We start from the raw sequence: 2,644 nt of genomic DNA on the forward strand, positions 1-2,644 counted from the left end.
GATTTTGTCCACCTCATTTCTTAGTCATGAGGTTTTATTATACTATATTCTTTTTGGGACATAATCAAATTCGGTATAATAGGACATTATCACAATTCGATCATAATAATTTCCAAGTAAATAAGAAACTCTATTGACTAATATCGAAATATGGAGTAAAATAAAGATTCGAGTCAAATACTCATAGACAGTTCGCAACCATCCTGTCTTAAAATAAAACTATGGAGGCGCAAAATTGAATATTAAATTAAATGAAGGAACTATGTCTGTAAAAATAAGAAAAATCGTTTTTGCAGCAATGGTGGCTGCTATTTATGCGGCTTTAACTCTAAGCTTGTCGTTTTTCAGCTTTGGAGTTGTTCAATATCGTATATCTGAAGGACTAACTATTTTACCTTATTTTGCATCCTTTTCAATTCCTGGATTGCTAATAGGTTGTATAGTCTCTAATATTATAAGTCCACTAGGTATTATGGATATGGTTTTCGGTTCCCTTGCAACTTTTATAGCTGCGATTATAACTTACTACATTGGTAAGAGCAAATTAAAGTTCAAAAGAATACTTGCTCCACTTCCTGCTGTAGTAGTAAATGCCATTGTTATAGGCATGCTGTTAAAGCTATTATATGTTAAGGACATGCCCCTTTTACTTTGTATGCTGCAAGTTGCATGGGGAGAATTAGTCTGTTGTTATGGAATTGGATTACCTCTTATTTATATTATCGAAAAAAACTCAATTTTGAGGAATTTTTTTAGATAATTATAAAAAAGCAATGTGATTTTGCTTATTAGTTTAATATTTATTATTTTGTATATACAATTGTAATAATAGATGTATTTGATATTTTATAAAAAGAAAGAGGAATTTTAATTAATGAATAAAGTTGAAACTAAAAAAGTGAAATTTGATGAACTAGGACTAAACGAATCCGTACTCCAAGCAATAACCGATTTGAAATTTGAATATCCATCTGATATCCAAGCAAAAGCTATTCCAGTTATACTAGATGGCTTTGATATTATAGGTCAAGCTCAAACAGGAACTGGTAAAACATTAGCTTTTGGTGCCCCTGTTTTAAGCAGAATGGAAAAATCAAATGGTAAAATTCAAGCAATAGTAATGTCTCCAACAAGAGAACTTGCAGTGCAAGTTGCTGAAGAACTTCAACGTATATCAAAACATGAAAGAATTAAGATATTACCAATTTATGGTGGTCAATCTATTGATAGACAAATATCCGCTTTAAAAAGAGGAGTAGATATTGTAGTTGGAACTCCTGGAAGATTATTAGATCATATTAGAAAAGGGACTTTAAAACTAGCAAATGCTAAATTTCTTGTTATAGATGAAGCTGACGAAATGTTAAACATGGGCTTTATTGACGATATAGAAAGTATTATAAGCAATTTAAGTGAAGATAGACAAACTTTACTTTTCTCAGCTACTATGCCAAGAGCTATTAAAATATTGTCAAAGAAATATATGCATCCTGAAACAAAAACTATTGCAATAGAAAAGAAATCATTAACAGTTTCAAAAACTAAGCAATATTATTATGAAGTAAATAATAAAAACAAATTTGAATCATTATGTAGAATACTTGATGTTGATGCTCCTAAAACTTGTATACTATTCTGTAAAACTAAAAAGGGTGTTGATCAATTAGTTGATGCATTACAACCTAGAGGTTATACTGTAGAAGGTATGCACGGAGATATGAAACAAAGCCAAAGAATGAACACTCTTAAAAAATTCAAAGAAGGTAATTTGAACTTTTTAGTTGCAACTGATGTAGCTGCAAGAGGAATAGATGTAGATGATGTTACTCATGTAATCAATTATGATTTACCACAAGATAGCGAATCATATATACATAGAATTGGTAGGACTGGTAGAGCTGGTAAAGAAGGTACAGCTTATAGTCTTATAACAAGACGTGAATCATCAGCTATTAGACAAATAGAACGTGATACTAAAAGTGTAATTAATAAAAAAGCTGTACCTAGTATTACTGATATATTTGCTGCAAAATCAGAAACTATTCTTGATTCAATAAAATTAGTCTTAAAAGAAAATTTATATGAAAACTTTCTTCCACTAGGACAAAATCTTATAGCAGAATTTGGTGATGAAGATGTAGCCGCTTCTCTAATAAAAATTATTTTTGATAAAGAAGTTAACTATAACTATGCAGATGATAGTAATACAACAACATCTGACAGTGTTAGACTATTCTTATCTATAGGAAGAATGGACGAAGTCATGACTAAAGATATTATAGCTTTCCTATGTGAAACTGCTAATATCAATAAAAATGATCTTGGTCGTATTGATATTTTAGATAAATTCTCTTTCTTAGATGTGCCTGGTAACTTAGTTGATTCTATATTAAACAATAGTTCAGGTAAAAGATTAAATAGTAGAAAAGTAAATATCGAAGTAGCTAAATCTAGACGATAGATTTGTTAAACTAAAAGAGCACTTATTAATAAGTGCTCTTTTTTTTATGGATTTTTTTATGATTTTATTTTTTGACTTGTTGTAAAATGAAGTTGAACCAATAAAAATCCATAGCGGATTAATTCTGTGTTATGCTTTAATCGTCACAACTAAAACACACAGGAGGATAATCACTATGGAATA

Annotated in this window: 2 protein-coding genes; both read left to right on the plus strand. The window is 29.7% G+C overall.

Annotation, left to right across the window (positions count from 1 at the left end; translation table 11 throughout):
* Positions 1-235: 235 nt before the first annotated feature.
* Positions 236-760, plus strand: coding sequence for a QueT transporter family protein (locus KPL38_RS18895; RefSeq protein ID WP_246578048.1), 525 nt, complete (start codon positions 236-238; stop codon positions 758-760).
* Positions 761-874: 114 nt separating this feature from the next.
* Positions 875-2,461, plus strand: a complete 1,587-nt coding sequence (locus KPL38_RS18900; RefSeq protein WP_216290684.1) for a DEAD/DEAH box helicase — start codon at positions 875-877, stop codon at positions 2,459-2,461.
* The last annotated feature ends 183 nt before the right edge of the window (positions 2,462-2,644 follow it).

Origin of the sequence: Clostridium psychrophilum (genome assembly GCF_018861705.1) — a bacterium.
GTDB classification, from domain to species: domain Bacteria; phylum Bacillota; class Clostridia; order Clostridiales; family Clostridiaceae; genus Clostridium_AD; species Clostridium_AD psychrophilum.

Bases quoted from the DNA above. Each gene is read 5' to 3' on its own strand.
- KPL38_RS18900 (WP_216290684.1), top strand. From the start codon at position 875: ATGAATAAAGTTGAAACTAAAAAAGTGAAATTTGATGAACTAGGACTA.